Below are 24,948 nucleotides of genomic sequence, written 5' to 3'. Positions count from 1 at the left end.
CGTTGGATTTATTTGAATTTAAACATGATTATCGACCCCGCTATCCCGTCAGGCAAACCCTTTTCTGAGAGGTAGCGCAATTGTTTCCACACCCGTGGCGGGGTAAGATCCCCCGGCTATCAAAACAGGCCCGTTGGGCGAGGTTGTAATGAAGATCTATATCATGCGTCATGGCCAGGCTGGCATGAATGCGAAAACAGATGAACAGCGTCCATTGACCGAGCAGGGTATTGAAGAGTCTATCCAGATGGCCCGCTGGTTGGCGCCTCAGCTGATTGGCCCGCTGGATCGGGTGATCCACAGCAACTATCTGCGGGCACGCCAGACCTGGCAAGCCATATGCAGTGAATTACCTGACGCAGCAGCCGTTGAAGAGAGTGGCGACATTACCCCTTACGGTGATCCCGCTTTCGTGGCCAGCTACCTCACCACCCTGGCGCAGCAACATGACCAGATCCTGATGGTCAGCCATCTGCCGCTGGTGGGTTATCTGGTGCAAAGCCTCTGCCCGGCAGCAGGAGCACCCATGTTCGCCACCTCGGGGATCGCTTGTATCGAGTGGCACGATGGCAAAGGAGCCTTGCTCTGGCTCGAAGGGCCGCATACAATAGGCTAAAAGTTAATAAAAAGTTATAGATTGAATTTTTTGGGAAGAGATGGGCGAGTTTTCCGGATTTTTATAAATATTTTACGGAATTAATTCGCAGAAGCTGCTGTCATACGGATACAACTGCAAGAGGTTGCAAACGATGAGAGTGTTCAAGAAGTACCTGCCACTGATGGTGGCAAAGCATGTCAAAACCTTCTTTAAAGGTCGGATTTACATCCATGGTCGGGGGCGGTTTGATTTCCAATCCGGTTTGTTGCTGATGCCGAATCCGGCGGATATTCCTCATCGCCAGACAGTCACCGAGGTCAACGAGCTGATCTCCAGACTGCACATGGATGCCGCGTGATGCGCTTCTGAACCTGTTTCTGCACTGATATGCCCGCACTTTTGCGGGCATATTTGTTTCTGGCTACTGGCGTTCACCATGTGGCTGTTCAGGCCCACACCTTTGTTTCTCTCCCATCGCCCCCTATACTGGCCCGCTGTTGTCTCTTCGGTCTGGATCCTCTCATGCCCCTTGCCTTTCTGTTTCCCTTCTCCTGCATTGCCATTTGGGCTGGCAATGGCATCGTCAGCAAACTGGCGGTTGGCGTTTTGTCTCCTGCAGCCTTGGCCTGGTCGCGCTGGGTGGTGGCTGCGCTGGTATTAAGTCCGTTTCTGGCCCGTCGGGTATGGCGTGCGCGTGCCCGTCTGCGCGCTGGCCTTTGGCAGATCGCCATGCTGGCTTCGCTGGGCATGGTGCTCAACCAGACTTTTGGTTACTACGCGGCGCAAACGCTGGGAGCCACCGAGATGGGGTTGATGATGGGACTGACGCCGCTGCTGACCGTGTTGTTCAGCATCTGGCTGCTGCGCGAGCGGCCCACCTGGGGCGCCGTGCTGGGGGCGCTGCTTTCCATCCTTGGCTTGTCTATCTTGCTGGGGCAGGGGGATCCGACCCGGCTGTTTACCCAAGGCATTCATATCGGCTCTGTCTATATGCTGATTTCGGCGGGTACTTATGCCCTTTACAGTGTGCTGCTCAAGAAGTGGGATCTGGGGCTGGACAACTGGTCGTTGCTCTACGGTCAGGTGATCTGCAGTGTGGTGATCCTGACCCCCTTCTTTTTGCTGGTGGATGGCCAGTGGCCGGATGGCCGGGCCCTGTGGCTGATCCTCTATGCCGGTATCCCCACTTCGGCGCTCTCGCCCTGGCTCTGGATGCAGGGTATCGCCCTGCTCGGTGCCAACCGTACCGCCATCTTTATGAACCTGCTGCCGGTGATGACGGCTGGCCTTGCCATCACCCTGCTGGGTGAGCGGTTGACCAGCTATCACCTGATCGGGGGCGGTCTGACCCTGCTCGGTGTCTTGCTGGCACAGCTGCTGGTTCGTCCGGTGGTGATGGGGCGCCGCCGGGTGGTGCTGGTACCCTGTCCCGAAGAGTAATCTTGCGTGAAGGTGTAAGTAGGCCCAATGGCCCGCTTGGCTGCCAATGAAAAGCGCCTGCAGCAATGCAGGCGCTTTTTTATGTCACATCTTGCCGAGCCGGTTACTGGGCAACCAGATAGAGCTCCTTGCTGTAGACCACATCCTGCGGGTTAAGGTGGGGATAGCCTTTCACGAAAGGTTTGAGCAACCTTGATTTGACCGAGAAATAGATGGGGGCGATGGGGGCATCCGCATCAATGAGAGCCTCTGCCTGCTGATACAGGGCATTGCGTTCAGCGGGATCCAGCGAGTCGTGGGCCTTGGCCAGCAGGGCGTCGTACTCCTTGTTGAACCACTTGCCGCTGTTGGCACTGCTGCTGGAGGTCATGATATCGAGGAAGGTGGAGGCGTCGTTATAATCCCCGTTCCAGCCATAGCGGCTAACGCCAAAATCCCCCTCGTTGAGTGCCGAGACCATGGTCTTCCACTCCATGTTGTTGAGGGTGGCAGTGACCCCCAGGTTATGTTTCCACATGGAGGAGACGGCCAGCGCAATCTTTTTGTGGCTCTCGTTGGTGTTGTAGAGAATGTCCACTGTGAGTGGCTTGTCCGGGCCATATCCCGCTTCGGCCAACAGCGCTTTGGCTTGCTTGATCCGCTCCTCTTTGCTCTGCAGCTGGCTGGCCGGTTTTTTCAATTCAAAACCGTCCACAATGGGGGGCGTGAAGCTATATGCGGCAATTTGTCCCTGTCCCAGGATCTTGTCGGTGATGGTCTCCCGGTCGATGGCGAGCGAGAGCGCCTTGCGTACTTTCGGGTCATCGAACGGTTTGCGCTGGGTATTGAAGACATAGTAATAGCTTGCCAGCGTGGGGACGCTGACCAGTTCTTCCGGGCTCTTGCTCTTGAGCTGTTTGTACTGCTCCAGCGGATAAGTGGTGTAGTGCAGTTCACCGGTGCGATAGCGGTTGTAGGCGGCGGTTTCGGAGACGATCTCCAGATAGATCACCTTGTTCAGGACGGTGTGCTGGTTGTTCCAGTAGTGGGTATTGCGCTCTGCACTCAGCCGCTCGTTGGGGGTCCACTCCTTGAGTACAAAGGCACCGTTGGAGACGATATTGCCCGGTTTGACCCAATCCTTGCCGAATTTTTCAATGGTGGCCTTGGGGGCTGGGAACGTGGTGTAGTGGGCCAGCGTCTTCAGGAAGAAGGGAACCGGATTTTTCAGGGTGACCCGCAGGGTGTGGTCATCGAGCGCCTTGATCCCGAGCTCTGACGGGCTCTTCTTGCCCTGTGTCACCTCGCTTGCATTGATCACACCGGTCAACTCGATAAACCAGGCGTAGTTGGAGGCAGTCTTGGGATCGGCCGCCCGTTGCCAGCCGTAGACATAATCGGCGGCGGTGACCGGTTCACCGTTTGACCACTTGGCCTCGGGCCTCAGTTTGAAGGTGTAGACGGTACCTGTCTTGTCGACGTCGTAGCTGACGGCACCTGCTGGCTTGATCTTGCCGGTACTATCCAGCTCATAGAGCCCTTCAAACAGATCGTTGACGATGGCACTACCAGCGGTCTCTTCCACCAGTTGGGGGTCGATGGTGGTGGGCTCGGTGCCGATATTGGTCACGTAGATTTGTTGGGCATCCGGCAGCAGCTTGGTACCGGCAGGCACCTGGGCAGCCCAGGCGGGAAGGGCAAACAGTCCGGCTACCATGCCGGCAATGAGAGTCTTGTTCATTGATAATCCTTGAGTTTTATTTGCTTCCAAAGCGAAATCAGTGTGCTGGATTGGCGATCGGATCTCAAGAGGCAATGGCTGAAGGATGAGCAGGCCCATCAGACTCCATTTTTAATGGCTCAAGGCCAGTCAACTCATGGCTTGTCGCAGGTTATTGCCACGAATTAAGGGGCTGAAAGTTATCGATTGAAACCGAATAAAACGCGTCTTTTACCATAACGTTAGGCGAGATAGCCTATTTAATAGGCCGCTTAATTCGCTGCAAAAACAAAAAACAGACGTTACATTAGGTTACAAATCAAGGCCGCCGGTGATCGGCATTTTTTTTGCTGACGCCTGCAAACGTTTTCAATGCCAACGGATGCGATCTAAAGGAACAAAAATGCGAAACATGATCACCATGGGTGAGTTCATCGTCAAAAAGCAGGCGGATTATCCTACCGCGACCGGCGAGCTGACCTCGTTGCTCAGCTCGATCCGCCTTGCTGCCAAGGTGGTGAACCGGGAGATCAACAAGGCGGGACTGGCGGATATCATCGGTTCCATGGGCGCTGAAAACGTACAGGGCGAGGTGCAGCAGAAGCTGGATGTTTATGCCAACGAACGCTTCAAGGCGGCGCTGGAAGCGCGCGGCGAGGTGTGCGGCATGGCTTCGGAAGAGGAAGAGGACTTCGTCGCCTTTGACTCGCCGCTCTCCAAAAACTCCAAGTATGTGGTGCTGATCGACCCGCTCGATGGCTCCTCCAATATCGACGTCAACGTCTCGGTCGGGACCATCTTCTCCATCTACCGCCGTTTGAGCCCGCAGGGGTCGCCGGTGACGCTGGAGGACTTCCTGCAACCGGGCAACCGTCAGGTCGCCGCCGGTTATGTGGTCTACGGCTCCTCCACCATGCTGGTCTACACCACAGGGTTTGGCGTCAACGGCTTTACCTACGACCCCTCCATCGGTTGCTTCTGCCTCTCCCACGAAAACATTCGCATTCCGGAAGAGGGCAAGATCTACTCCATCAACGAGGGTAACTACATCAAGTTCCCGGACGGGGTGAAGAAGTACCTCAAATATTGCCAGGAGCGCGACGAAGCGACCCACAGACCCTACACCTCCCGCTATATCGGCTCCCTGGTTTCCGATTTCCATCGCAACCTGCTCAAGGGCGGCATCTACATCTATCCGTCCGGCACCAACTCGCCGAATGGCAAGTTGCGTCTGCTCTATGAGTGCAACCCGATGGCGTTTCTGGTGGAGCAGGCTGGTGGCAAGGCCTCCGACGGCTTTGGCCGCATCATGGATATCCAGCCCACCGCGCTGCACCAGCGTACCCCTTACTTTGTTGGCTCGACCAAGATGGTGGAGCGCGCCGAAGCCTTTATGCGGGAATTTTCCGCCCATGAGGATCCAGCCAACCTGGGCTGATCGTCAGAGGTGTAGGTTGGTGCTGAGCACAGCGAAGCCCAACATTTACCGGCGCGACTCCCTCTCCCCCCTGGGATAGGGCTGGGTGAGAGGAATAGTTTTCACTGTCCCCTCATCCCCGACCCTTCTCCCACAAGGGGAGAAGGGAGACGCTAGTCACCAGCCAACATAAACAAAACGGGAGCCGATTTGGCTCCCGTTTTAGTTGGCGTTATCTCTCTGGCTCGCCGCTAGCGTTGCAGAGATTTACAGGCTGTTGTTGGCCAGATCAGCCAGCAAACCATCCACCAGTTTCAGGCGCATTGCTCTGTCCTGAGTCGGCACCTGGAAGCGCAGTCGGGTCGGCCCGTCCATCTTGTAGATGCGCGGCTGCTCGGAGAGCAGCTTGACTAGATATGCCGGATTGACCTTGGTCTCTTGCGTGAAGTCGAGATAGCCGCCGCGCTCGCTCATCTCCACCCGGCGAATACCAAGGGCGGTTGCACGCTGGCGGAAGGCGGCCAGCTCCAGCAGGGTTTTGGTTGCTTCCGGCAAGAGGCCAAAGCGGTCGATCAGCTCCACTTTTAGCTCGCGCAGCTCCTGCTCGTCCGCCGCACTGGCGATCCGCTTGTACATGGAGAGGCGCATGTTGACGTCCGGAATATAGTCATCCGGCAGCAGTGCAGGCAGGCGCAGCTCCACCTCGGTGTGCTGGCTCATCAGCTGCTCCAGCGACGGCTCCTTACCATTTTTCAGCGCCTCGACCGCCTGCTCCAGCATCTCCATGTAGAGGGTGAAGCCGACCGATTCGATCTGGCCGCTCTGATCGTCGCCGAGCAGTTCACCTGCGCCACGGATCTCCAGATCGTGGGTCGCCAGCGCAAAACCGGCGCCGAGATCTTCAAGCGAGGCGATCGCCTCCAGCCGCTTGGCCGCATCCTTGGTCATCAGCTTGGGATGGGGGGTGAGCAGGTAGGCATAGGCCTGATGGTGAGAGCGGCCAACCCGACCCCGCAGCTGGTGCAGCTGGGCCAGACCCAGGTGATCCGCCCGATCCATGATGATGGTGTTGGCGCTCGGTACGTCGATACCGGTCTCGATAATGGTGGTGCAAACCAGCAGGTTGAAGCGCTGGTGGTAGAAGTCGGACATGATCCGCTCAAGGTCGCGTTCGCGCATCTGGCCGTGGGCGATGCCGATGCGGGCCTCCGGCACCAATTCGGCAAGATCGGCGGCGCACTTCTCGATGCTTTCCACGTCGTTGTGCAGGTAGTAGACCTGACCGCCACGCTTGAGTTCCCGCAGTACCGCTTCGCGCACCACCGCCGGTTCGTGCTGACGCACGAAGGTCTTGATGGCGAGTCGCTTGGCAGGCGGGGTTGCGATGATGGAGAGATCCCGCATGCCGGACATCGCCATGTTGAGGGTGCGTGGAATGGGGGTGGCGGTGAGGGTGAGGATATCCACATCGGCCCTCAGCGCCTTGATCTTCTCCTTCTGGCGCACCCCGAATCTGTGTTCCTCATCGACGATGAGCAGTCCCAGATCCTTGAAGGTGAGTTCGGAGCCGAGCAGCTTGTGGGTGCCGATGATGATATCCACCTTGCCTTCGGCCAATTCCTTCATCACAGCGCTCTGCTCTTTAGCGGAGCGGAAGCGGCTCAGCACCTCGACCCGCACCGGCCAGTTGGCGAAGCGGTCGCGGAAGTTGTCGTAGTGCTGCTGGGCGAGCAGGGTGGTGGGCACCAGCACGGCAACCTGCTTGCCGCCGTGTACGGCCACAAACGCCGCCCGCATCGCTACTTCGGTCTTGCCGAAACCCACATCGCCACACACCAGTCTGTCCATGCTCTTGGCCTGACACATGTCCCCCAGCACCGCATTGATGGCGTTGAGCTGATCGTCGGTCTCCTCGAACGGAAAGCTGGCGGCAAACTGGCGATAGGCCTCTTTGTCGTGCTTGAAGGCAAAACCGGCGCGAGCGGCGCGATGAGCGTAGACATCCAGCAATTCGGCTGCCACGTCGCGCACCTTCTCTGCCGCCTTGCGCCGCGCCTTGCTCCAGGCTTCACCGCCGAGCTTGTGGCTGGGCGGGTTATCAGAACCGGTGTAGCGGCTGATAAGGTGCAAACTGGTAACCGGTACGAACAGCTTGTCGCCGCCGGCATATTCGAGGGTCAAAAACTCGGTGGGCAGACCACCGGCATCGATGGTTTCGAGCCCCAGATAGCGGCCGACCCCGTGATCCAGATGCACCACCGGCTGGCCCTGAGTCAGCTCGCCCAGGTTTCTGATCACCGCATCGGAGCTCAGGTTCTTGCTCTTCTCTCGCGCCCGTTTGCTGCGCACCTTGCCGCCCAGCAACTCGGTTTCGGTGATCAGGGCCAGTGGATCCTGACCTGTCTCCTGCCACAGGAAGCTACGCTCAAGCGGTGCAACCAGCAGGCCGTGGCGATCCGGGCTCGCCATAAAGGCGTCGAGGGAGGGGAACTCCTTGGGTTGCAGCGAGATACGCGCCAGCAGATCGCCGAGCACCTCCCGTCGCCCTTCGGATTCCACCGCAAACAGGGTGCGCCCGGCAAAGCCTTGCAGGAACTGGTTGAGCGCCAGCAGGGGTTGCTCCTTGCTGTGATCGAGTTGCAGATCCGGCAGGGCCGAGATAGGTAGATCGTGCTGACCGGCATCGCCCGCAGTAGCGGCCTCTTGCAGCCGCACCGCGCCATATTGGCCCAGAGAGGCAAAGAGCTGCTCCACCGGCAGATAGAGCTGGGCCGGTGGCAGTAGTGGGCGGGTGTTGTCCCAGCGTCTGTCTTCATAGCGCTGGCCGATGTCGTTCCAGAAGCGCTGGGCGGCGGGGTAGATGTCCCCCACCGTGAGCAGCAGGGTCTCTTCCGGCAGGTAGTCAAACAGGCTGGCGGTCTGGTTGAAGAAGAGCGGCAGATAATACTCGATGCCGGCGGGCCAGCGTCCCTTGCTCACCTCCTGATAGACGGAACCCTCGGCCCGCGACAGCTCGAATTGCTCGCGGAACTGGCCGCGAAACAGTTCGATGGCCGCCTCGTCGGTAGGGTATTCCCGGGCGGGCAGCAGGCTGACCGTCTTGACCGGTTCGCTGGAGCGCTGGGTTTCGGGATCAAATGGGCGGATGGAGTCGACTTCATCGTCGAAGAAGTCGATGCGATAGGGGCTGCTACTGCCCATGGGGAAGAGATCGAGCAGGGAGCCGCGGGCGGCAAATTCGCCATGTTCCAGCACCTGATCCACCGCCACGTAACCCGCTTCGGCGAGGCGCCCGCGCAGCTGTTGCAGATTGAGGCGCTGACCGGCCTTCACCATCAGGCTGTATTTGTCGAGATAGACCCGGGGAGCGCAGCGCAACATCAGGGTGGAGATGGGGACAATCAGCACCCCCTTGCTCATCTGCGGCAGCTTGTAGAGAGTCTCGAGCCGCTGGGAGATGATGTCCTGATGGGGGGAGAAGGTGTCGTAGGGCAGGGTCTCCCAATCGGGGAACAGCAATACGGGGGCGGACTGATCGGCTAGCTGCTTGTCTGTCAGCAAGTACTGTAACTCCTGCTCCAGGCGCAGGGCGCTCGGGGTATCGGCGGTGATAAGCAGTACCGGCCCCTTGGCTTCACTGGTGAGACGGGCTGCAATCAGCGAGAGGCTGCTGCCAACCAGCTGGCCGAGCGTGATCTTTTGGCCCGCTTTGGCGGGCAAGGCGGGGAGTGTCATTGGCATGGTTCGATTCTTTTAACGTTGACGTTATCTATCGCTGACGTTCGCTTTGGTTAGCGCTGACGTTCTTGGGCGCGCAGCTTGAGCTGCTTCGATTGCACGTGGAGGCTGGCACGAACCAGCAGTTCGCGGTCATCTTCGCGGATCCGCACATAGTCGAGCTGCACATGGGTGCCATGTTCACCGCCGTCGAGCTGTTTGACCTGGCCATAGCAGTAGATCGCTGCCGCCTCTTCCCGCAGGAAGATCTTGAGGCGGACGATCTGGTGCAGGTGCGGTGCATCCCCGTGATCATGATAGGGGTGCAGGTAGGTGAGCTGGCCAGCCCCGAAGCGCAGAGTGTGGAAGCGCTGCTCCGGATGGTCCTGCAGGGAGAGCACATAGCCCATGATCATGTCGATCTTGCGGGACTGCTGATTGACGATCTCGATCAGATCGTGCATCGACTCGTTCTGGTTGCGCAGCAGGCGGGTGGTCACCAGATCGATGGAGGTAATGGCCGAAGAGATCCGAAAGGGCTCCGGCAGCTCAGCGTCCAGCTCCGCCAGCGAGGGGAGGTGGAAGTCGGCCGGCATGGGGATCACATTGACCGGCGTGGCATGAGTGACGCTGAAGAACTGTTCCTGCATGGAGGCTATCCCTTGTTGTCATGGACGGTTTCCCTTTATTATCCGGTATCTTATTTTGTTGGCAACGTACATATCCTTGAAGACCGGACTTTTTCAGCCCCTTTCGCTGGCCATCGGCCTGCGTTATGCAGGCTCGAAGCGCAGCAATCGCTTCGTCTCATTTATCTCCCTGTTCTCTACTTTTGGCATTGCCATCGGGGTCGCCGCCCTGATGGTGGTCATTTCGGTGATGAACGGTTTCGAAGGGCAGCTCAAAGGGCGCATCCTCGGGGTGATCCCCCATGTGGTGGTGACCAACCAGGCTGGCCGTATTGATGCAGACCCGCAAGGCTTGCCGGATCTGGCCAAACTCCCCCATGTGGTCGCCTCGGCCCCCATGCTCGACAGCGAAGGGATGCTGCAAAGCCCCGGCCAGCTGACCGGGGTGAGTGTGCAGGGGATCGACCCTGCGCAGTGGCCCAAGGATGACATCCTCCACAGCCAGATGTTGGGGGGGCGACTCGATACCCTGCAGGCCGGCCACTACCGCATCGTGCTGGGGCAGGGGGTCGCACGCCGCCTCAATGTCTCCATCGGCGATCAGGTTCGTTTGATCCTGACCGAAGGGACCCGCTTCACCCCATTTGGCCGGGTACCGGCCCAGCGCCTCTTTACCGTCTCCGGTATCTTCGGGGTCGGCGCCGATGTGGATAACCAGATTGCGCTGATCGCCCTGGGGGATGCCCAGCGGCTGCTGCGTCTGCCGACAGAAACCGTCGGTGGCATTCGCCTCTGGCTCGATGATCCCTTTGCCGCTGACGAGGTGATCAAGACGCCGCTGCCGGATGGCTTGCTGTGGCAGGATTGGCGCCGCGAGCGGGGCGAGCTGTTCCAGGCGGTCGCCATGGAAAAACGGATGATGGGGCTGATGCTGGTGCTGATCATCGCCGTCGCTACCTTCAACATCCTCTCCGCGCTGGTGATGGTGGTGACGGACAAGGAGGGCGAAGTGGCCATCCTGCGCACCATGGGTATGAGTGAATCGGGGATCGTCAAAATCTTCATGGTACTTGGCGCTTCCAGCGGGGTGATTGGTGCCCTGTTTGGCGGACTGGCGGGCCTTGCGCTCTCTCTGGGTCTCAACCCCCTGCTCAATGCGGTGGGGCTCAACCTCTATATGGCGGCGGGCGGTAGTGGCCTGCCGGTCATCGTCGAACCGGCTCAGGTCATCACCATCTTGCTGGGCGCCGTGCTGCTGAGCTTCAGTGCCACCCTCTATCCGGCGGCCCGCGCTGCGCGGGTGAAACCGGCCGAGGCGCTGCGTTATGAGTAATGCCGTGAATAATGCATCTTCTGTTGTGACTGGTGCCCCCGTAGTTGCGGGTGCCAGCGTTGTTACCGAGGCAAGTGGAGCCCCTGTTATGAATGAAGCCGTATCCCGTGAACCTCTGCTGCGCTGCCAGGCGCTCAATCATGTCTATAAAGAGGGGGAGCTGGAGACTCAGGTGCTCAAGGGGATCGATCTCTGCGTTGCGCCCGGTGAAATGCTGGCGGTAGTGGGGAGCTCCGGCTCCGGCAAGACCACTCTGCTGCATCTGATGGGGGCGCTGGACAACCCCTCCAGCGGCGCCGTGCTGTTCAAGGGGGAGGATATCCACCATTGGGATAGCCGCACACAGGCTCGCTTTCGCAACCGCGAGCTGGGCTTTGTCTACCAGTTCCACCACCTGCTCTCCGAGTTCAGTGCGCTGGAAAATGCGGCCATGCCGCTGCTGATCGCCGGTGAGTCGGTGGCGGTTGCCACCGAAAAGGCAACCAAGATGCTGGGGCGGGTAGGGCTCTCCCATCGCTTGAACCACCGCCCCTCCGAGCTCTCCGGCGGTGAACGTCAGCGGGTGGCGATCGCTCGGGCGCTGGTCAACGAACCGAGTCTGGTGCTGGCGGACGAACCCACCGGCAATCTGGATCACGCCAGTGCCACCGCGGTGTACGAATTGCTGTGTGAACTGAACCGTGAACTGGGCACTGCGTTTGTGGTGGTGACCCACGACCTGAGCTTGGCGGCCAAGCTCCATCGCCGGGTGACCCTGGTGAGCGGCGTGATGGCGGAGGTTGCCTGATGTTCAAACCGCTGCCCCTCTTTCTGGGCCTGCGTTACAGCCGCTCCCGCCGTCGCAACGGGTTTATCGCCTTTATCTCTGCCTCTTCCCTGATCGGTATTGCCCTCGGGGTGATGGCGCTGATCCTGGGCCTCTCCGCCATGAACGGTTTCGAGCGGGAGCTTAAAGATCGGGTGCTCTCGGTCGTGCCGCAAGGTGAGCTGGACGCCGTCGAGCGGCCGCTGCCGGATTGGCCACGTCTGCGCGACTACCTTCTGGCCCAGCCGGGCGTTGAGGCGGCAGCGCCGGTCATTCGCCTCAATGGCCTGCTGGAACATGGCTCTGCCCTCAAGGGGGTGCAACTGCGCGCCGTGCTGCCCGATCTGGAAGCCAATCTGTCGGATGCAGGCAAATACATGACGGGCCGTGGTCTGCGTGAGCTGCAACCGGGTGAACGTGGGGTGATCCTTGGCAAGACCATCGCCGACAAGCTGGGCGTCAAGGTGGGGGATTCGGTCGCCCTGCTGCTGCCGCAAGGGGGCGATCAGGCGGGGATCAAGAATCCTCGGCGCGAAGCCCTGACCGTGGTGGGGCTGCTGGAAATTGGCGGTCAGCTCGACGGCCTACTTGGCTTTATGCATCTGGCCGATGCGCAAGCGATCACCGGCATGGGAAGCGATGTGGAGGGCTTCAGCCTGCGGGTGAGCGATGTGCTCAAGGCGCAATCCATCACCGTAGCCGCCGCGCAGCAGTTCCCTCATCACGTCTATATCCGCAGTTGGATGAACAGCCAGGGCTACCTCTATCAGGACATCCAGATGGTGCGTACCGTCATGTATGTGGTGATGCTGATGGTGGTGGCCGTCGCCTGCTTCAATATCGTCTCCACCCTGGTGATGGCGGTGAACGAGAAGCGCAGCGAAATCGCCATCCTCAAGACCATGGGGGCGAGCCCCGGCCAGATCCGGCTTACCTTCGTCATTCAGGGGATGGTCAACGGTGTAGCCGGTGCGCTGCTTGGCGCCCTGCTGGGCGGGCTGCTTTCGAGCAAGCTGACCCAGATCCTTAGCGTTGTCGAAAAGCTCATCGGTCACCGCTTCCTCAATCCGGATATCTACTTTATCGACTTCTTGCCGACCGAGTTGCATATGCAGGATCTGCTCATCGTGACGGGCGCCGCCATCCTGATGAGCCTGGTGGCGACCCTCTATCCCGCCTGGCGGGCGAGCGGTCTGGTACCCTCCCGCGAGCTGGGTCACTGATGCGCTGCATCTAATGCGCCATAAATAACGAAGGGCCCGTCGGTGAAAACCGGCGGGCCCTTCTGTTTTCAGGTCGCGTGGACTGGCTTAGTGAGCGTTAAGCTCATCGAGCGGCAGAGAGAAGCTGGCCACAAAGGTGTCGATAAAGTAGCGCATCTCCTCGCTCATCCGGGCTGCCAGCATGGCTTCAAGGCGCTTGCGAGCCGGTTCGAACTCCCGGTTGCCCGCGTTGATCTCCTCCAGACACTTGGTATAGGCGCAGAGGGTGTCGGCATCCTTGACCAGTCTGGCCAGCTCGTCATCCTGGGCTGCCGAATCGAGCAGGGGGCGAAAGTCATCGATCAGTTCTGGCGGCAGCATGCCAAGGAGGCGCTGCTCGGCGGCCAGCTCTATCTTCTTGTACTCGCGGGCGATCTCGGGGTTGAAGTATTTGACCGGGGTAGGCAGATCGCCGGTCAGCACTTCACTGCTGTCGTGATAGAGGGCCATCACCGCGGCGCGGTCGGCATTCACGCTGCCGCCAAACAGTCGATTTTTGATGATGCCGAGGGCATGGGCCACCATGGCCACTTGCAGGCTGTGCTCGGCGATGTTTTCCGGCTGGATGTTGCGCATCAGGGGCCAGCGGTAGATGAGTTTCATGCGGGCGAGATTGGCGAAAAAATGGCTGGGTAACATGATGGCCTCAACAAAAGAGAATAGAAAAGGGCAGACCCTAGTCTGCCCTTTTTTTCGTTGCAGGGCAGCGTCTGCCCGCGTATTTCCCGCAGTTAGCGGATATAGCGGCCCGATTCCGCCTCCTGGTTGGTCACAATCATCTGGCCGATAGGCGCCAGACTGATGAGTGCCAGCTTGAGGTGCTGGATACCGAACGGGATACCGATAATGGTCACGAAGCAGGCCAGCGCGGAAGCGATGTGGCCGATGGCGAGCCAGACACCGATCAGCACGAACCAGAGGATGTTGCCAATCAGTCCCAATGTGCCGGTGCCGATATCGCTCTGGCCAGTCATGGTCTTGCGATTGACGGCCTGCTTGCCAAACGGGAAGAAGGTAAAGGTGCCGATCACGAAGCAGGCACGTCCCCAGGGGATGCCGACCAGCGAGATAAAGCAGACAAGACCGGCCAGCCACCAGGCCAGGCCCATAAAGACACCTCCCAGTACAAACCAGAGCAGATTGAACAAGAAGCGGAAAAAGGCCATGTGAGTGACTCCAGATCATCAATTTGGTTGCCACCATAACGAGGGAGGGGTAGGGACGCAATGGTTGATTGGCCCAATCGCCATTTGGCTGGTCAAATTGAGTCGTCGCCCGCAACGGTGAGCTGTTTTTCGGCGAAAGATGGGCAATAAAGCGGCGTTCGGATGAAAAAAGGTGAGCAAACGCAAAATTATTGCCATCGGATAGTTGAAGTCGGGCACCTCTCTCCCCATATAAAGGGCAGTTTTGCACGAATTGTGCTTGCACGCCGCTCAATGTGGGGGATGTGTAGCTCGACTCGACCAAAGTGCGCCGCTATAATGCCGCGTCATATTTTCTCATCACAAAGACATATCGTTGTCTTTATAAACAGGAAGACTCCGGGCTTTGCCCAGGGGCAATAAAGGGTCAGCACACAGTGCTGAGTTGAACGAGGTAGAAGAATGCAAGTTTCTGTAGAGACAACCCAGGGTCTGGAACGCCGTCTTACCATCACTGTACCGGCCGCTACCGTAGACGCCGCTGTGCGTAAAGAATTGAATGGCCTGGCCAAAACTCGTCGCATCGACGGTTTCCGTCCTGGCAAGGCTCCGGTTGCCATCATCAAGAAGATGTTCGGCGCCATGGCTCACGCCCGCGTTGCTGATGAAATGATGCAGAGCAACTTCATCAAAGCCATCATCGAAAACAAACTGAGCCCGGCCGGTGCCCCGACCATGGATCCGAAAGAGATCAAAGAAGGTCAGGATTTCGAATTCACCGCCACTTTCGAAGTGTATCCGGAGTTCGAAGTTGCAGGTCTTGAGACCATCAAGGTCGAGAAGCCGGTTGCGACTGTGAAGGATGAAGATCTGGCCAACATGATCGACACCCTGCGCAAGCAGCACGCTACCTGGGCTGATGCCGATGTTGCCGCTGCCAATGGCATGCGTGTGACCATGGACTTCGTCGGTTCCATCGACGGTGAAGAGTTCGACGGCGGCAAAGCTGAAGGCTTCAACCTGGTGCTGGGCGCTGGCCGTATGATCCCGGGCTTCGAAGACGCCATCCTGGGCAAGAAAGCGGGCGACGAGTTCACCATCGAAGTGACCTTCCCGGCTGATTACCACGCTGAAAACCTGAAAGGCAAAGAGGCCAAGTTCGCTTCCAAGCTGATCAAGGTTGAAGAGCAGATCCTGCCTGAACTGACCGAAGAGTTCGTGAAGCGTTTCGGTATCGAAAGCGGTTCTGTTGAAGAGCTGAAAGCCGAAGTGCGCAAGAACATGGAGCGCGAACTGGCTCAAGCCCTGAAAAACAGCGTGAAAGAGCAGGTTCTGAACGGTCTGGTTGAAGCCAACCAAATCGACCTGCCGAAAGCTGCGGTTGCTCAAGAGATCGACGCACTGCGTCAGCAGGCTCTGCAGCGCTTCGGTGGCTTCCAGGGCGGCAACGCTCCCGAGCTGCCGGCTGAACTGTTCCAGGCTCAAGCCGAGCGTCGTGTACGCGTAGGCCTGCTGCTGGGTGACGTGATCCGCACCAATGAGATCAAGGCTGACGATGCCCGTGTAAACAGCATCATCGAGTCCATGGCGACTGCCTACGAAGATCCGAAGGAAGTGATCGAGTACTACCAGAAGAACGAACAGATGCTGAACGGCGTTCGTAACCTGGCAGTAGAAGATCAAGCCATCGACCTGATCCTGTCCAAAGCGCAAGTGACCGAAAAAGAAGTTGCCTTTGACGAAGTGATCAACAAGTCTGGCGCCGCTGCCTAAGAACATTTGACTTAAGGTCAAGACTGTTAAGTATAATGGCTCGTGTGATCTCCACTCGGGCCATTTTATTTTAGGGACAATGCCTTATGTACAAGAACTATAACGATATGACCGATTCTCCCAGCAATGCGCTGGTCCCCATCGTGGTCGAACAGACTGCCAAGGGTGAACGTTCCTACGATATTTACTCCCGTCTGCTGAAAGAGCGGGTGATCTTCCTGACTGGTCAGGTTGAAGATCACATGGCCAATCTGGTGGTTGCCCAACTGCTGTTCCTCGAGTCCGAGAATCCGGACAAGGACATCTATATTTACATCAACTCGCCGGGTGGTTCGGTGACTGCGGGCATGTCCATCTACGACACCATGCAGTTCATCAAGCCGGATGTCAGCACCGTCTGCATGGGGCAGGCCTGCTCCATGGGGGCCTTCCTGCTGGCTGGCGGTGCCAAGGGCAAGCGTTTTTGCCTGCCTAACGCCCGCGTGATGATCCACCAGCCGCTGGGTGGCTTCCAGGGTCAGGCATCTGATATCCAGATCCACGCCCAGGAGATCCTGAAGATCAAAAATACCCTGAACGAGCGCTTGGCGTTCCACACCGGTCAGGACATGGCTACCATCGAGCGTGACACCGATCGTGACAACTTCATGTCCGCCGAGCAGGCCGTGGCCTATGGTCTGGTAGACGGTGTCCTGAGCCAGCGTAGCTGAGCAGGGTGTCCCGGTCTGTTGTAAACTCAACAGGCCGATCCATCCTCTATTGATAAAACGAGGTTGCTGAATGACAGAAAAACGCAAGGGTGAGGGTGATAAGCTGCTCTACTGCTCTTTTTGCGGCAAAAGCCAGCATGAAGTGCGCAAGCTGATCGCTGGCCCTTCCGTCTACATATGTGATGAGTGCGTAGAGCTGTGCAACGACATCATCCGCGAAGAGATCCGCGAGATCTCGCCCAAGCGCGATGGTAACGAGCTGCCGACCCCTCATCAGATCCGCGCTCATCTCGATGACTATGTGATCGGGCAGGAGTACGCCAAGAAGGTGTTGGCCGTTGCCGTCTACAACCACTACAAGCGTCTGCGCAACAGCGGCGAAAACAGTGGTGTTGAGCTCGGCAAATCCAACATCCTGTTGATTGGCCCGACCGGTAGCGGTAAAACCCTGCTGGCCGAGACTCTGGCTCGTCTGCTGGATGTGCCATTCACCATGGCCGACGCCACCACCCTGACCGAAGCCGGTTATGTGGGCGAGGACGTGGAGAACATCATCCAGAAGCTGCTGCAAAAGTGCGACTACGACGTAGAGAAGGCCCAGCGTGGCATCGTCTATATCGACGAGATCGACAAGATCTCCCGCAAGTCGGACAACCCCTCCATCACCCGCGATGTCTCCGGGGAAGGGGTACAGCAGGCACTGCTCAAGCTGATCGAAGGGACCATCGCTTCCGTGCCGCCGCAAGGTGGTCGCAAGCATCCGCAGCAGGAGTTCTTGCAGGTTGATACCTCCAAGATCCTCTTCATCTGTGGCGGTGCCTTTGCCGGTCTGGACAAGGTGATCGAGCAGCGTTCCGTGAAGGGAACCGGTATCGGTTTTGGCGCCGAGGTGAAATCCAAGGATGCCAAGGCCACCCTGAGCGAGACCTTCGCCAAGGTAGAGCCGGAAGATCTGATCAAGTATGGTCTCATCCCCGAGTTCATCGGCCGTCTGCCGGTGGTGGCGACCCTGACCGAACTGGACGAGTCTGCCCTTATCCAGATCCTGAAAGAGCCGAAAAACGCGCTGACCAAACAGTACGCGGCGTTGTTCGATCTGGAAGGGGTCGAGCTGGAGTTCCGTGACGACGCACTCAACGCCATTGCCCGCAAGGCGATGGAGCGTAAAACCGGTGCTCGTGGTCTGCGTTCCATCGTGGAAGCCGTGCTGCTGGATACCATGTATGACCTGCCTTCTCTGGAAGGGGTCAGCAAGGTGGTGATCGACGAGACCGTGATCAAAGGGGACTCCGCGCCCTTGATGATTTACGAAAATCCCGAAACCCAGGCTGCTGCATCAGAGTAAATGTCTGATTTTTAATCAAATGGAAGGGGCTTTTTGCCCCTTTCATGCTTTTTACGGTTTCGGCGATTGAATCTCATCTCTGCGCCCCCATATACTCAGCCAAGCGCTTTGCCAACGGTATAACAAGCCGAGAGGACATATATGAACCTAGAGCGTTCAGAACGCATCGAGATTCCCGTCCTGCCTCTTCGTGACGTGGTGGTTTATCCCCACATGGTCATTCCACTCTTTGTGGGGCGGGAAAAATCCATTCGCTGTCTGGAAGCGGCCATGGAGCAGGACAAGAAAGTTCTGCTTGTGGCCCAGAAGGATGCGTCAACCGATGAGCCGACTGTGGAGGAGATCTTCACCGTCGGGACAGTGGCCAATATTCTGCAGATGCTCAAACTGCCGGACGGCACCGTCAAGGTGCTGGTAGAGGGGGGCCAGCGTGCCCGCCTGGAGCGGATGATCGACGACAAAGATTTCTTTGTCTGCGAGGCTCAGTACATCCCCTCCCAAGCCATTGAGGAGAAGGATCAGGAAGTACTGGTTCGCTCCGCCATCGGCCAGTTTGAAGGCTATATCAAGCTCAACAAGAAGATCCCGCCCGAGGTACTGACCTCGATCTCGGCGATCGACGATGCTGCGCGTCTGGCTGACACCATGGCGGCCCACATGCCGCTCAAGCTGGAAGACAAGCAGAAGGTGCTGGAGATCGTCTCGGTCTCCGAGCGCATCGAATTCCTGATGGCGATGATGGAGTCGGAAATTGACCTGCTGCAGGTTGAGAAGCGCATCCGTACTCGCGTCAAGAAGCAGATGGAAAAGAGCCAGCGCGAGTATTACCTCAACGAGCAGATGAAGGCCATCCAGAAAGAGCTGGGTGAGCTGGAAGATAGCCCGGATGAGTTTGAAGCCCTCAATCGCAAGATTGAAGAGGCTGGCATGCCGGAAGATGCCCGTGAAAAGGCCCAGGCCGAGCTTGCCAAGCTGAAGATGATGTCTCCCATGTCCGCCGAGGCTACCGTGGTTCGCAGCTATGTGGACTGGATGGTACAGGTGCCGTGGAAGGCGCGCTCCAAGGTCAAGAAAGACCTTGGCAAGGCGCAAGAGGTGCTGGATGCCGATCACTATGGCCTCGAGAAGGTCAAGGATCGCATCCTCGAATATCTGGCGGTACAGGCACGGGTGAACAAGCTCAAGGGCCCTATCCTCTGTCTGGTTGGGCCTCCCGGTGTAGGCAAGACCTCGCTGGGCCAATCCATCGCCAAGGCGACCGGCCGCAAATATGTGCGGATGGCCCTCGGTGGGGTGCGTGACGAAGCGGAGATCCGCGGTCACCGCCGTACCTATATTGGTTCCATGCCCGGCAAGCTCATCCAGAAGATGGCGAAAGTCGGCGTGAAGAACCCGCTGTTCCTGCTCGACGAGATCGACAAGATGAGCTCGGACATGCGTGGCGATCCCGCATCCGCCTTGCTGGAAGTGCTGGATCCGGAACAGAACAACAGCTTCAACGATCACTATCTGGAAGTGGACTATGACCTGTCGGACGTGATGTTCGTGGCTACCTCCAACTCCATGAACATCCCGGGCCCCTTGCTGGACCGGATGGAAGTGATCCGCCTCTCCGGTTACACCGAAGATGAGAAGCTCAACATTGCCAAGCAGCATCTGGTTGCCAAGCAGATCCAGCGCAACGGCCTGAAAGAGTCCGAGATCACCATCGAAGATTCTGCTCTGGTCGGAGTGATCCGCTACTACACCCGCGAGGCGGGGGTGCGGAGTCTGGAGCGCGAGATCTCCAAGATTTGTCGCAAGGCGGTCAAGCGTATCCTGCTGGACAAGAGCATCAAGCACGTTCAGGTCAATCAGGAGAACCTCAAGGAGTTCCTCGGGGTGCAGCGTTTCGATTACGGCAAGGCCACCGACCAGAACCAGGTGGGTCAGGTGTGTGGTCTGGCGTGGACCGAAGTGGGGGGCGATCTGCTCACCATCGAGACCACCAACATGCCGGGCAAGGGCAAGCTCACTTATACCGGTTCTCTCGGTGACGTGATGCAGGAGTCCATCCAGGCGGCTATGACGGTCGTACGGGCCCGTGCCGAGAAGCTGCGCATCAACGCTGACTTCTACGAGAAGCGCGATATCCACGTGCACGTACCGGAAGGGGCAACCCCGAAAGATGGTCCGAGCGCCGGTATCGCCATGTGTACCGCCCTGGTCTCCAGCTTGACCGGTAATCCGGTTCGTGCTGATGTGGCGATGACAGGGGAGATCACCTTGCGCGGCGAAGTGCTGCCCATCGGTGGTCTCAAGGAGAAGTTGCTGGCAGCCCACCGTGGCGGCATCAAGCGAGTGCTTATTCCGAAAGAGAACGAGCGTGACCTTGAGGAGATCCCGGCAAACGTCAAACAAGACCTTGAAATTTATCCGGTTCGCTGGATTGACGAGGTGCTGGAATTGGCGTTGCAGGACAATCCACAGGGGTTTGAGCGCGTTTCTGTCGTGTAAATGTTGATGCGCCGCAAATTTGGCGCATTCGGCGGGTGGTTAAGGCTTGCATGCGCCCGATAACGGAAGTAGCCTTGACCACCGATCGGGTACTCGTGATGAGTCGCAATGCGTTGTGTGGCGCGGGTTTGCGCCAGATTGTCACTTGCAACTGATCAGGAGGCTTGCTATAAAACCTCCACTTGTTGTGGCCAGGGAAATCAGCGCCGCAGCGGTGTTTGATAAAAGGGGAATATAAGAGTGAATAAATCTCAACTGATTGACAAGATTGCAGACGGTGCCGATATCTCCAAAGCTGCCGCTGGCCGTGCGTTGGATGCCTTCATTGATGCTGTTGGTGAAGCGCTGAAAGAGGGTGACCAGGTTGCTCTGGTTGGTTTCGGTACTTTCGCTGTACGCGAGCGTGCTGCCCGTTCAGGCCGTAACCCGCAGACTGGCGCGACCATCGAAATCGCTGCTGGTAAAGTTCCTGCCTTCAAAGCCGGTAAGGCCCTGAAAGACGCTGTTAACTAAGTCGGTCGCTGATATCCGTCGGCTACCGTCCTTGGTCGCAGACCAGACAAGTTAGAGAGTCTTCTCTCATACTGATTGACCAAGGCGCATCGCAATCGGTGCGCCTTTTTATTGTTTACGCCCATCGAGTTCGGGAGCATAAGTACAAACATGATGTTGGATAAACTACGCGAAGGGGCGCAGGGCAAGGTAGCCAAGGTTATCTTGGGCCTGATCATCCTCTCCTTTGCCTTGGCTGGTGTAGGTAGTTACCTGAACGGCCCGGCCCGTACCGCCCCCGCCACCGTCAATGGCACCGAGATCAGTGCTGCGGCACTGGAAAATGCCTACCGTAACGAGCGCGCCCGCATGGAATCCCAGATGGGAGAGGCATTCAGCCAGCTGGCCGCGAACCCCGATTACATGAAACAGTTCCGCCGTGGCGTACTGGATCGCCTGATCGATCAGGCGCTGCTGGACAGCAAGGCCCGTGAACTGGGTCTGCGTATCAGTGACGAACAGATCAAGCAAGCCATCGTGGCCATGCCGGAGTTTGCCGAGAACGGCAAGTTCAACAATGACCGCTATCTGCAGCTGATCCGTCGTGCCGGCATGACTCCCGAAATGTTCCGTGACTCCCTGCGTCAGGACATGGTGCGTCAACAGTTGATGAGCGCCCTGCTGGGCACCGAGTTCTCCCTCAAGGGTGAAGCGGAGCAGCTCGACAAGCTCTACAACCAGACTCGCGATCTGCGTCTGGTGCGTCTGGCTGCCGCCAACTACATGGCTGACGTTCAGGTCTCCGACAACGAGCTCGAGCAGTACTACAAGACCAATGGCGCCCGTTTCATGAACGACGAGCAGGTCAAGGTCGACTATCTGCTGCTGGACGCCGCCAACCTCGCCAAGGATATCAAGGTCACCGAGCAGGATGCCCAGGATTACTACGATCAGCACCAGGATCTGTTCCAGCGTGCCGAGCGTCGCCACGTGGCTCACATTCTGATCCCGTTTGGCAAGGATGAGAAAGCTGCCGAGCAGAAAGCAGAAGCCGTTTTGGCCAAAGCCAAGGCGGGCGATGATTTCGCTGCGCTGGCCAAGGCTGACTCTTCTGATACCTTCTCTGCCAAAAAAGGCGGTGAGCTGGACTGGTTCGAGAAAGGGGTGATGGATCCGGCCTTCGAGAAAGCCGCGTTCGCCCTGAACAATGCTGGCGATCTCTCCGGCGTGGTGAAGAGTCCGTTCGGTTTCCACATCATCAAGCTGCTGGGGGTTGAAGCAGCCAAGACCAAGCCGTTTGCCGATGTGAAAGAAGAGACCATCACTCGTCTGCAAGCTGACAAGGCCAAGGAGAAATTCTTCGCCGAGCAGCAGAAGATGGCTGACAACAGCTTCGAAAACCCGGACTCGCTGGATCTGACCGCTGATGCCATGGGGATGAAGGTTCAATCTTCCGATTTCTTCACCCAGGCGACTGCTCCGGCTCCGCTGAACGATCCCAAGGTGCTCTCCGTGGCGTTCTCCGAACAGCTGCGCGATGACAACACCAACTCCGACGTGATCGAACTGGCTGATGGCAAGGCGCTGGTGCTGCACATCACGGGTCACAAGCCCAAAGCGGTCAAGCCGCTGGCCGAGGTGAAAGAGCAGGTGATTGCCGCCATCAAGCATGACAAGGCCAGTGAAGTGGCCCGTGGCAAGGCCCAGGGCCTGCTGGACAAGCTGAAAGTCGGTGAGAGTATCACCGCCGATCTGACTGCACTCGGTCTGAAAGTGGAGACCCACAAAGGGGTTGCCCGCTTCGATCGCGAGCTGGATCAGAACCTGATTGCCCAGGCGTTCACGCTGCCCCATCCGATCGACGGCAAACCGAGCGTGGCTCTGGTTGCCGAGACCAATGGTGACCGCGTTGTAGTTGCGCTGGACAAGGTCAACGTCCCTGCCGCCGCATCTGGTATGGCTGCCATGCTGCAAGCTCAGCTGGGTCAGGGCAAAGCCCAGGTGGATTACAAGTCTCTGATCGACGAGCTGCGCAAAGCGGCCAAGATCGAGTACTTCACCAGTGTGGAAGCGACCGTCGAGTAATCGGCACTGCGCAAGCCATTGAAAACGGCTCCTTGATGGAGCCGTTTTTTTATCTGTGGGCAAAAGAGGGGGATACTCAAGCTCTGCTATCTGCTATCTGCTATCTGCTATCTGCTATCTGCTATCTGCTATCTGCTATCTGCTATCTGCTATCTGCTATCTGCTATCTGCTCTGTGGCGTGTAGTCACACCACTGCTATACGCCATCTCAGTCGTCTAAATACGGGATATAAAAAAACCGGCACCTGAGTGCCGGTTTTGCATTGCGCACATGCGCAGGAGTGGGGTTATACCACGCCCTGGGTGCGCAGGTAATCCTCGTAGGTGCCGCCGAAGTCGCGGATACCATCTTCGCTCAGCTCCAGAATGCGGGTCGCCAGCGAGGAGACGAATTCGCGGTCGTGGGAGACGAAGATCAGGGTGCCCTTGTACATCTCGAGTGCCAGGTTCAAGGATTCGATAGATTCCATGTCAAGGTGGTTGGTCGGCTCATCCATGATCAGGATGTTGGGGCGCTGCATCATCAGCTTGCCGAACAGCATGCGGCCCTGTTCACCACCGGAGAGCACCTTGACCGGCTTCTTGATGTCGTCCTGTGAGAACAGCAGACGGCCCAGTACGGAGCGCACAGCCTGCTCGTCTTCGTTCTCCTGTTTCCACTGGGCCATCCAGTCGAACACGTTGAGGTCGGTATCGAAATCTTCGGCGTGATCCTGAGCGTAGTAACCGATCTGGGCGTTTTCGGACCACTTGATGGTACCGGTATCCGGTGCCAGATCCCCGACCAGCGTCTTGATCAGGGTCGATTTACCGATACCGTTGGTACCCAGAATGGCGACCTTCTCACCCACTTCCAGCATCATGTTGAGGCCCTTGAACAGGGGCGCCTCGCCATAACCTTTGGACAGGCCTTCGATCTCCAGAATGTTGCGGTAGAGCTTCTTCTCCTGCTCGAAGCGGATGAAGGGGTTCTGACGGCTGGAGACCTTCACTTCCTCAATCTTGATCTTGTCGATCTGCTTGAGGCGGGAGGTCGCCTGGCTGGACTTGGAGGCGTTGGCACTGAAACGGGAGACGAAGGATTGCAGATCGGCGATCTGGGCCTTCTTCTTGGCGTTGTCGGCCAGCAGACGCTCGCGCGCCTGAGTGGCGGCCAGCATGTAGTCATCGTAGTTGCCCGGGTAGACGCGCAGCTCGCCGTAGTCCAGATCTGCCATGTGGGTACAGACGGAGTTCAGGAAGTGACGGTCGTGAGAGATGATGATCATGGTGCTTTCACGTTCGTTGAGCACCTGCTCCAGCCAGCGAATGGTGTTGATATCCAGGTTGTTGGTCGGTTCGTCCAGCAGCAGGATGTCAGGGTTGGAGAAGAGGGCCTGTGCCAGCAGCACACGCAGTTTCCAGCCAGGGGCCACTTCGCTCATCGGGCCGTTGTGCTGCTCGATGGGAATACCGGCACCCAGCAGCAGTTCGCCTGCGCGAGATTCGGCGGTATAGCCGTCATACTCGGCGACCAGACCTTCCAGCTCGGCGGCCTTCATGTAGTCGTCGTCGGTGGCTTCGAGGTTGGCGTAGATGGCATCGCGCTCGGCGATGGCCGCCCACAGCTCGGTGTGACCCATCATGACCACGTCCAGTACGCGCATATCTTCGTAGGCGAACTGATCCTGACGCAGCTTACCGATGCGCTCGTTGACGTCCAGGCTCACATTACCGCCAGTGGGCTCCAGATCACCGCCGAGGATCTTCATAAAGGTGGACTTGCCACAGCCGTTGGCGCCGATAAGGCCATAGCGGTTGCCGCCGCCAAACTTGACGTTGATGTTCTCAAACAGCGGCTTGGCGCCGAACTGCATGGTGATGTTGTTGCTACTTAACAAGGTATGTGTCCCGATTGGTCTGTCAAATGGCACGCATTATGGCACAGATCCCCCGAAAGTTTTAGCGAGAAGTGTGATCTTGATCGGGGCAAGCGGGGCGTGCAGCCGATTGATGGGCAATA

Annotated in this window: 19 protein-coding genes; 13 read left to right on the top strand and 6 right to left on the bottom strand. The window is 58.0% G+C overall.

The window, feature by feature from the left end:
* Positions 1 to 148 precede the first annotated feature (148 nt).
* The 3 genes from sixA (at position 149) to VF684_RS17695 (ending at position 2,038) form a co-directional block, all read left to right on the top strand.
* Positions 149 to 616 carry a phosphohistidine phosphatase SixA gene (gene sixA / locus VF684_RS17705; protein ID WP_005351311.1) on the top strand — a complete coding sequence of 156 codons (468 nt, stop codon included), beginning with the start codon at positions 149 to 151 and terminating at the stop codon, positions 614 to 616.
* Between the two features lie 133 nt (positions 617 to 749).
* Positions 750 to 956, top strand: coding sequence for a DUF1107 domain-containing protein (locus VF684_RS17700; RefSeq protein ID WP_005336998.1), 207 nt, complete (start codon positions 750 to 752; stop codon positions 954 to 956).
* Between the two features lie 164 nt (positions 957 to 1,120).
* Positions 1,121 to 2,038 carry a DMT family transporter gene (locus VF684_RS17695; protein WP_257725779.1) on the top strand — a complete coding sequence of 306 codons (918 nt, stop codon included), beginning with the start codon at positions 1,121 to 1,123 and terminating at the stop codon, positions 2,036 to 2,038.
* Positions 2,039 to 2,141: 103 nt separating this feature from the next.
* Here the strand turns inward: VF684_RS17695 and VF684_RS17690 are convergent, their stop codons facing one another.
* On the bottom strand, positions 2,142 to 3,758 hold the full coding sequence (locus tag VF684_RS17690) for a peptide ABC transporter substrate-binding protein (protein ID WP_376898459.1): 1,617 nt from the start codon (positions 3,756 to 3,758) through the stop codon (positions 2,142 to 2,144).
* Between the two features lie 382 nt (positions 3,759 to 4,140).
* Between VF684_RS17690 and fbp the strand changes: the two genes are divergently transcribed.
* The gene (gene fbp / locus VF684_RS17685) at positions 4,141 to 5,175 is read left to right on the top strand and encodes a class 1 fructose-bisphosphatase (protein ID WP_042081164.1); all 1,035 of its coding nucleotides are present in this window, start codon (positions 4,141 to 4,143) and stop codon (positions 5,173 to 5,175) included.
* A gap of 246 nt (positions 5,176 to 5,421) precedes the next feature.
* Here the strand turns inward: fbp and mfd are convergent, their stop codons facing one another.
* Together mfd and VF684_RS17675 are read right to left on the bottom strand one after the other, a co-directional pair.
* Positions 5,422 to 8,889 carry a transcription-repair coupling factor gene (mfd, locus tag VF684_RS17680; protein WP_376900317.1) on the bottom strand — a complete coding sequence of 1,156 codons (3,468 nt, stop codon included), beginning with the start codon at positions 8,887 to 8,889 and terminating at the stop codon, positions 5,422 to 5,424.
* Positions 8,890 to 8,945: 56 nt separating this feature from the next.
* Positions 8,946 to 9,521: a hypothetical protein gene (locus VF684_RS17675; protein ID WP_047436781.1), complete on the bottom strand. Its 576-nt coding sequence runs from the start codon at positions 9,519 to 9,521 to the stop codon at positions 8,946 to 8,948.
* Positions 9,522 to 9,597: 76 nt separating this feature from the next.
* On the opposite strand from VF684_RS17675, the gene VF684_RS17670 reads away from it, so the two are divergent.
* The 3 genes from VF684_RS17670 to lolE all read left to right on the top strand — a co-directional run bounded on the left by VF684_RS17670 (position 9,598) and on the right by lolE (position 12,861).
* A complete protein-coding gene (locus tag VF684_RS17670; RefSeq protein WP_317115139.1) occupies positions 9,598 to 10,833 on the top strand; it encodes a lipoprotein-releasing ABC transporter permease subunit in 1,236 nt (411 codons plus the stop codon).
* Between the two features lie 88 nt (positions 10,834 to 10,921).
* Positions 10,922 to 11,620, top strand: coding sequence for a lipoprotein-releasing ABC transporter ATP-binding protein LolD (gene lolD / locus VF684_RS17665; protein WP_005336988.1), 699 nt, complete (start codon positions 10,922 to 10,924; stop codon positions 11,618 to 11,620).
* On the top strand, positions 11,620 to 12,861 hold the full coding sequence (gene lolE / locus VF684_RS17660) for a lipoprotein-releasing ABC transporter permease subunit LolE (protein WP_005345089.1): 1,242 nt from the start codon (positions 11,620 to 11,622) through the stop codon (positions 12,859 to 12,861). The genes lolD and lolE overlap by 1 nt, the downstream gene beginning before the upstream one ends.
* A gap of 87 nt (positions 12,862 to 12,948) precedes the next feature.
* On the opposite strand, the gene yfbR is transcribed toward lolE, so the two are convergent.
* Both yfbR and VF684_RS17650 read right to left on the bottom strand, forming a co-directional pair.
* A complete protein-coding gene (yfbR, locus tag VF684_RS17655) occupies positions 12,949 to 13,539 on the bottom strand; it encodes a 5'-deoxynucleotidase (RefSeq protein ID WP_043825506.1) in 591 nt (196 codons plus the stop codon).
* A 92-nt stretch (positions 13,540 to 13,631) separates the two neighbouring features.
* Positions 13,632 to 14,066, bottom strand: coding sequence for a YccF domain-containing protein (locus VF684_RS17650; protein ID WP_005336982.1), 435 nt, complete (start codon positions 14,064 to 14,066; stop codon positions 13,632 to 13,634).
* A gap of 441 nt (positions 14,067 to 14,507) precedes the next feature.
* Between VF684_RS17650 and tig the strand changes: the two genes are divergently transcribed.
* The 6 genes from tig (at position 14,508) to ppiD (ending at position 22,946) form a co-directional block, all read left to right on the top strand.
* The gene (gene tig, locus VF684_RS17645; RefSeq protein WP_005345092.1) at positions 14,508 to 15,818 is read left to right on the top strand and encodes a trigger factor; all 1,311 of its coding nucleotides are present in this window, start codon (positions 14,508 to 14,510) and stop codon (positions 15,816 to 15,818) included.
* A gap of 86 nt (positions 15,819 to 15,904) precedes the next feature.
* Positions 15,905 to 16,528, top strand: a complete 624-nt coding sequence (gene clpP, locus VF684_RS17640) for an ATP-dependent Clp endopeptidase proteolytic subunit ClpP (protein ID WP_005336979.1) — start codon at positions 15,905 to 15,907, stop codon at positions 16,526 to 16,528.
* Between the two features lie 70 nt (positions 16,529 to 16,598).
* Entirely contained in the window at positions 16,599 to 17,873 is a 1,275-nt protein-coding gene (gene clpX, locus VF684_RS17635) for an ATP-dependent protease ATP-binding subunit ClpX (protein ID WP_005336977.1), read from the top strand.
* A 141-nt stretch (positions 17,874 to 18,014) separates the two neighbouring features.
* The gene (lon, locus tag VF684_RS17630) at positions 18,015 to 20,369 is read left to right on the top strand and encodes an endopeptidase La (protein WP_005336976.1); all 2,355 of its coding nucleotides are present in this window, start codon (positions 18,015 to 18,017) and stop codon (positions 20,367 to 20,369) included.
* A gap of 240 nt (positions 20,370 to 20,609) precedes the next feature.
* A complete protein-coding gene (gene hupB / locus VF684_RS17625) occupies positions 20,610 to 20,882 on the top strand; it encodes a nucleoid-associated protein HU-beta (protein WP_005315375.1) in 273 nt (90 codons plus the stop codon).
* 150 nt (positions 20,883 to 21,032) lie between these two features.
* Positions 21,033 to 22,946, top strand: coding sequence for a peptidylprolyl isomerase (gene ppiD / locus VF684_RS17620; protein ID WP_162516130.1), 1,914 nt, complete (start codon positions 21,033 to 21,035; stop codon positions 22,944 to 22,946).
* 287 nt (positions 22,947 to 23,233) lie between these two features.
* Here ppiD and VF684_RS17615 read toward each other — a convergent pair whose 3' ends face one another.
* On the bottom strand, positions 23,234 to 24,826 hold the full coding sequence (locus VF684_RS17615; protein ID WP_005351341.1) for an ABC-F family ATPase: 1,593 nt from the start codon (positions 24,824 to 24,826) through the stop codon (positions 23,234 to 23,236).
* Positions 24,827 to 24,948 lie beyond the last annotated feature (122 nt).

Origin of the sequence: Aeromonas sp. Lyrl_2 (assembly GCF_051948815.1) — a bacterium.
GTDB lineage: Bacteria > Pseudomonadota > Gammaproteobacteria > Enterobacterales > Aeromonadaceae > Aeromonas > Aeromonas veronii.
Note: the sequence above shows the minus strand (reverse complement) of the source record. Positions and strands in the feature narration are given on the sequence as shown.